The sequence below is a fragment of the Micromonospora sp. AMSO12t genome (genome assembly GCF_008806585.1).
Classification (GTDB): domain Bacteria; phylum Actinomycetota; class Actinomycetes; order Mycobacteriales; family Micromonosporaceae; genus Micromonospora; species Micromonospora reichwaldensis.
On sequence record NZ_WAAS01000356.1, the window covers coordinates 1 to 5,574 of the forward strand.

Below are 5,574 nucleotides of genomic sequence, written 5' to 3' on the forward strand. Positions count from 1 at the left end.
TGCCCGGCCCTAGGGGGTGATGTCCGCGCCGAAGCGGCGCAGCATGTCGTTGAGCGGGATTGCCTCGCGGACCGTGCTGCCGTCGTGGGCGATTCGGAACGCGTGGAAGGCTTCGCCGCTCTGGTGCGGCGTGTACTGGATGTACTCGACGTGCTCCTCGCCGAAGGCGGCACGGAGTAGGGCGTGAATGGTGGCGGCGTGGTCCGTGTCCGGCGTCCGACCCGGGGTGTTGCTGCGGCTCAGGGCGCGGATGATGCGCTGCGTCCGTGACGGGGTGCGGGAGGTCGTGTCGGTGACGACGACCGTGACGGAGAAGATGCCGGTGCGGTACACCCGCAGCGGGCATGTGACCAGGCTGCCGCCGGTGGTCGGGTAGGTCAGGGTGGCCGTCAGTTCGAGCGGGGCCGGGCCGGGGATCACCGGTACCGTGTGCGCGAATCCAGGCCGTGCCCGGGTGCCCTCCCACGCTCGATCCGCCTCCAGGTCGGCGCGCAGGGTGTCGGGGATGGCGGCATACGGACGCACGGCCTCGATGACGGTTTCCGGGTCGGTGATGCATTCTTCTGCGCCGAGCCAGACGGGCATGGCGTCGGGGCTTTCCTCGTCCAGGACGCCGGTGTTGATCACCTGGGCGAAGAAGCTGTGCAACGGGCGGTCCCACCCCACGCGCACGATGTAGCCGTCCCGGCCGGGGAGGGCGTCGAGTTGGTGACTGCTCACAGGGGTCTCCTAGGGGTTTTGGTGGTTGTCCCGGTGGGGTTCGCCGTCCCGCCTGAACAATTATTACTATACCCGTTCCGATGGTGGGTGTCTACCTGGTTGCGCCGTGGGTGGTGCGGCCCGGGGGAGTCGTGCGTGACGACTCCCCTGGGTGCTGTCACGGCTTGTTCTGATTTGCGGGGTCGCCGAGTACGTGTACCTGCTGGCTCAGGATGAGCGGCGCGTCGGCCGGTCCCTTGACGTGGGGGCGGACGTAGGTGCGGCGCCGTAGCGCGCGGCCGGGTCCCCAGGGCTGCTCACGGAAGAACCCGGACACCCACCATCGGCGGGTGTAGACGCGCGTCGGTGTGTCGCCGCTGGTGTCGCGTCGTGGCTGATGTTTGCGGCGTAGCCGCACGAGTCGTACGAGGGGGGCGGGCCGGTTGGTGCGCTGGTACGCCTTGCGGGTCGCCTTGTCGGCCGGCTCGTCGGTGATCTCCGCGTCTGGTTGCGTGGTGAGGATCCACGTGGCGATCAGTGAGCACAGCATGAGGCGGGTCTGTTCGCTGGCGGGCGTGTAGGGCTGGCCGAACCGCAGTCCCGCGCCGGTGCTGACCGGGACCAGCCATCCGATGCGCTCGCGGAGTCCTTGCAGGTCGGGTTCGGTGAGTTGCCGGCCCTGCGCGAGGACTTCGGCGGGGGTGTAGAACGTGATCCACACTCCGCCGGGGACTGGTCCCCACTGTGCCGCGATGATCGGTACCGTGATGCCGGTTTGCAGGTCGGTCGGTTGGTAGACCGGGGTGTGCCAGATGAGCAGTCCGTCGGGGGCGGGCATTTCCACCGGCTCGATGCGTACGTCCGGAAGGTCGCGTGCGGCGTGCGCGGCGAGGGTGGTGAAGTCGGGGTCAATCCAGAAGATCCGCGCGTTCTCGACGTGATTGGCCATGAGTGCGGTGTACTGCCGTAGCGGCTCGGGGTCGCGGGCGTCCACGAATGCGGCCGGCGCGTGGAGGTCGGCACCGGGAAACACGTGCCCGGGGACCTTGTATCTCTCACCGCTGGCGACCACGTCGAGTAGGTACCCCTGACCGGAGGTCCGCCAGAAGCGCACCAGCCGATTCCGCACCTTGGGCAGCATCTGCGGGCGCAGTGAGCGAAATTCGGGCGCGGCGGGGGCGTCGCTGAGGGAGCCGACGACGGGGGGAGTCGCATCGTGGCTCGACAGAGGCCGCCGTACGGGAGTGTTGGGCGTGGCGGCGAATAGTGCTTGGTGCAGGGGTCGTAGCACCCGTGCGCCTGCCACGCGGCCATGGTGGCGGCGAGCCCGCTTGTGTGCGCGTCGGGTGAGCCCTTCGGGGTCGCGCTGCTCGACCAGGCGGGCGCAGATCTCGCATGCGGCCCAACTGTTGCCGAGGTTGTGCATCCGCACACCAGCCGCGTCGGTCGACATCGCTACGTCGAGGTTGCCGAAGGTGAAGGTTGCGACGGGGTGCGGCGCGGAGCAGAAGTCGCACATCATTTGCGAGTTGGCGAGTTGTGCGAGGGGAATCGGGTGGGGATCGTGGTCCTGAGGGCTGTGATCGGGGTGGTGGAACGTCCTCTCGCCGTGGGTGGTGATGACCGTCAGGGGTACGCCGCAGGTCGCGCAGCCGTATCCCTCGATGGCTGGCAGGGTGTCGTCATGGATGGCCATGCGTCTCCTTGGGGGTTGGTGTGTGGTGTGCGGTGGGGGTTCGCCGTCCCCTCCGAACAGTTCTTACTATACCCGTTTCGGCGTCTGTTGGCTACCTGTGTCCGTCCTGTTCGGACGTGAGATTTTATGATCTTGCTGGTGGGATGCCGGCGGCTACGCCGACCAGCTCGCGGCGTGCGGCCCTGGCGGCGTCCCCCACTTCTTTCGGCGGTGGGGGCGAGTTCACTCGTCCCGCGGCGCGCGCAGTGGAGGTCAAGTTCGGGCGCGGGGTTTCGAGGAAAAGATCATGCGGGGTGTGCATGATTTTTTGCGAGCCGCGCCCGGACTTGACCGGAGCGAGCACGTCGCTAGCCTGTTGGGCCCCCACCGAAGGAAGAAGGGGTTTTGGCAGTGCGGCCGGAGGCCGCTTCCGGTTTCCGGTCCGTCAGGACCGGGCCTGCGACCCGCCACCGACCGGCGGGCAGTGCGAGCGGGTGCCGGTTTCGAGTCTGGCGGGAAGCTATCGGCGCTGCTCTGATTGATCGAGGATTGTCCAGAGCGTCGCGCGCTTCCACTTGCGGCGGTGGCGGCCTTTTGGGCCGGTGGTGTCTTCGTCTGCCTGACGAAGCACTTCGTCGGGCAGGGCGGTCGGGTGGTTGTATCCCAGCACGCGTGCGGCCTCAGCGGCGCCGACGAGTTCGTCGGGGTCGCCGGAGCGATCTGGGTGGCCGTGGGGAGTGGCCCGGGGACGACCGGTGTGGGGCGCGCCCTGGCCGGTGCGGCTGTCGGCGATCTCCCACACGGTGCGGCGCCTCCAGCGGCGGCGCTTACGGCCGGTGGGAGTCAGCGATTCGTCGTCGACGCGCTCCAGCAGGAGCGGCCAGATCCGATTGCGTCCTTGCAGGGAGTCGACGCTTTGATAGCCGAGCATGTGCGCGACGGTGGTGGTGTTGACGAGTTCGTCGGGATCGCCGCTGCGGTCCACGGCGGCGCTGGCGACGCGTCGGGCCTTGTCTCGGGGTAGCTGGAAGGCGGCGATGTCGTCAGTGCGCCATCTGGTGCCGTCGACGCGCTCAGGGAAGCCGTTGGTGGCCCGTTCGCCGTAGAGCCGGTCCAAGTGGCTGACGGAGATGCCAAGCATCGCCGCCGCCTGGGTGCGACCTACGTGGTTACCGCTGTGGGCATCGCGGGTGGGCATGCGCCGATGATGCCGTATCGGTCGATGGGACGGCTGTAGGGGATGGGCGAGGCGGGCGTTGACCATGCTTACTGCTTCGTTGGTCGATGATCGGTCTGTCGTAGAATGGCGGGCACGTGCTCGGCGTATGGGCCTTTGGGGGCCTGTGTGGCGTCGGCACCAGGCGGCCGGGGGGAGTTCGCCAAACTAACCCCCCGGCCGTTGCCCTGCCCGTCAGCGGCCCGGCGCTGCGAGCATTGACGGCGCAGGATTCGGCGATGCGCGCCGGTGGCGTCACTGGTTTGGTGGGTTGCTGGTGGTGACGCGAAGGTGGCGGCGGGCGGCTCGGGCGAGTAGGCCGTACTGCGTGTCGCATCGTGCGATCACCCGTCCGCTCGGCAGGTGGCGTGCCACGTACTCGCGTCGCAGCGCGTCCCATCCGCCGGCGCACACGGGGGTCGACTCGGCGACGAGCTCCCAGCGTTCGCCTTCGGCTGAGGCGATGTGGGCATGGCGCTCTCGGGTCAGCGACCAGCGGTCTTTGTCGGCTTTGAGGATCAAGCCGTGGTCGGTGCCATCGCGGAACAGGTGGTACTGGCCGGCGCAGTCGCGGATCATCACCACGTCTGCCTGCGCGTCGAGTAGCTGGGGTCGCGTCGCGTGGCACTGCCAGTGACGACACAACGGTAGGTGACGCGCCCTCGCGCGTTCCGAATCGGTGAGGGGTCTGGGCGGCATGACTAACTCCTTGGGGCCGGCGTGTGGGCTTCTGATGAAGGTTCGCCATCTTCAGCAGAATAGCTATTATTATACCCGCTTTAAGGATCTTTTGCCAAGGTCAGAGCGTTGTTCGCTGGGCGGCGGGCCTGTTCGGGTGGTGGCGGGCGATCCATCGTAGGGCGGACGGCGGAGCTGGCAGGCCGACGCGGCTGGTTGCGAGCGTAGCGAGCGGCCGGGTCGGCCGTTGTCTGCGGGAGCAACGGTCTGGACCAGGGCGGGCCGAGGCAATATCTGGGTTGAGGACAGCGGGAGGGATCGCGGCCCGCTTGGCGCGGTCGGTGAGCCCGTGGCGGAGGCGGCGGCCGGTGCCACCGTTTATCGGTCAGGCTCGAAGCCTGGGCTGTCGTGGCGCCGCAGGGAATGCTGGTGCCAGCGTTGGCACCAGCCGTCGACTTTCCGGCTGGCGGTGGTGGGCGAAGGTCACGGTTGCTGCCCGGTGGCGAGGCGGCGGCGCAGCTCGGTCAGGGGGAGTCGGTGGCGTTGGCGGTGGCGTTGTTTGGTGAGGATGGCGACGTCGCCGAGTTTTTCGCGTAGTTGGGTTTCGGCTGCTTCGGCGGCGGTGTAGTGGTCGGGCAGGACGTGTAGTAGTCGTGCCCAGTGGTGTTTGCCGGCGCGGACGCATGCTCCTCCGCACTTGTTGTGTGGTAGGCCGAGGTCGTAGAGCCGTGGTGGGCGTAGTCCGAGTTGCCGGGCCGAGTCCAACAGTTCCTGCTTGGTCAGGTGCGGCGGGTCGAGTAGGGGGAAGCGGGTGGTCCAGGGGTTCCAGCCGGTGGCGATGGCGGGGGCGCGGCGGCGGTCGCGGGTTGAGGCGTCGAGGCCGATGTACAGGGTGGTGGATGCCGGGTCGGCGTGGGCGTCTAGCCAGCGTCGGCAGGGTCGGATTTTCAGTGTGACGGTGCAGGGGGCTATGCGGCTGTTGCCGAGGTAGCGGACGTCGTGGAAGAGCTGCCAGGGGGTGCGGCCGCCGGCGACGCGGGTGATGGGTACGCCGAGTTGTGCGCTGCTGTCGTGCAGCCAGCGGTATAGGTCTGGGTCTTCGGTGAGGACGTCGGCGAAGAGTAGGACGAGTCGGTCGGTGCCGTGTTGGGCGGCGACGCGTTGGACGGCGGCCCAGCTTCCGATGCCTCCGGAGTATTGGACGACGTGCAGGTGTTTCTTGGAGGTGCTGAGTGCTGGGCGCGGGTTCGGGTTCTGGGTGGGCATGACGGTCCGTTCGGGTGCTGTCGGGCATGTGGGTCTGACC

General features: G+C 68.2%; 5 protein-coding genes. All 5 read right to left on the reverse strand.

Annotated features, from left to right (window positions below; genetic code table 11):
• Positions 1-9: 9 nt before the first annotated feature.
• A complete protein-coding gene (locus F6X68_RS30190; RefSeq protein WP_151457436.1) occupies positions 10-720 on the reverse strand; it encodes a hypothetical protein in 711 nt (236 codons plus the stop codon).
• A 157-nt stretch (positions 721-877) separates the two neighbouring features.
• Complete coding sequence (locus tag F6X68_RS30195) at positions 878-2,395, reverse strand: hypothetical protein (protein WP_151457437.1); 1,518 nt, start codon at positions 2,393-2,395, stop codon at positions 878-880.
• Between the two features lie 499 nt (positions 2,396-2,894).
• The gene (locus tag F6X68_RS30200) at positions 2,895-3,572 is read right to left on the reverse strand and encodes a hypothetical protein (RefSeq protein WP_151457438.1); all 678 of its coding nucleotides are present in this window, start codon (positions 3,570-3,572) and stop codon (positions 2,895-2,897) included.
• 273 nt (positions 3,573-3,845) lie between these two features.
• The gene (locus F6X68_RS30205; protein WP_192581602.1) at positions 3,846-4,172 is read right to left on the reverse strand and encodes a hypothetical protein; all 327 of its coding nucleotides are present in this window, start codon (positions 4,170-4,172) and stop codon (positions 3,846-3,848) included.
• Positions 4,173-4,751: 579 nt separating this feature from the next.
• Positions 4,752-5,574, reverse strand: an 823-nt coding sequence (locus F6X68_RS30210) for a hypothetical protein (protein WP_370519012.1), incomplete at its 5' end; no start/stop codon positions are given.

What these genes read in the sequence shown, in the direction of transcription:
- F6X68_RS30195 (WP_151457437.1), bottom strand. Translation starts at nt 2,395, where the DNA reads ATGGCCATCCATGACGACACCCTGCCAGCCATCGAGGGATACGGCTGC.
- F6X68_RS30200 (WP_151457438.1), bottom strand. Translation starts at nt 3,572, where the DNA reads ATGCCCACCCGCGATGCCCACAGCGGTAACCACGTAGGTCGCACCCAG.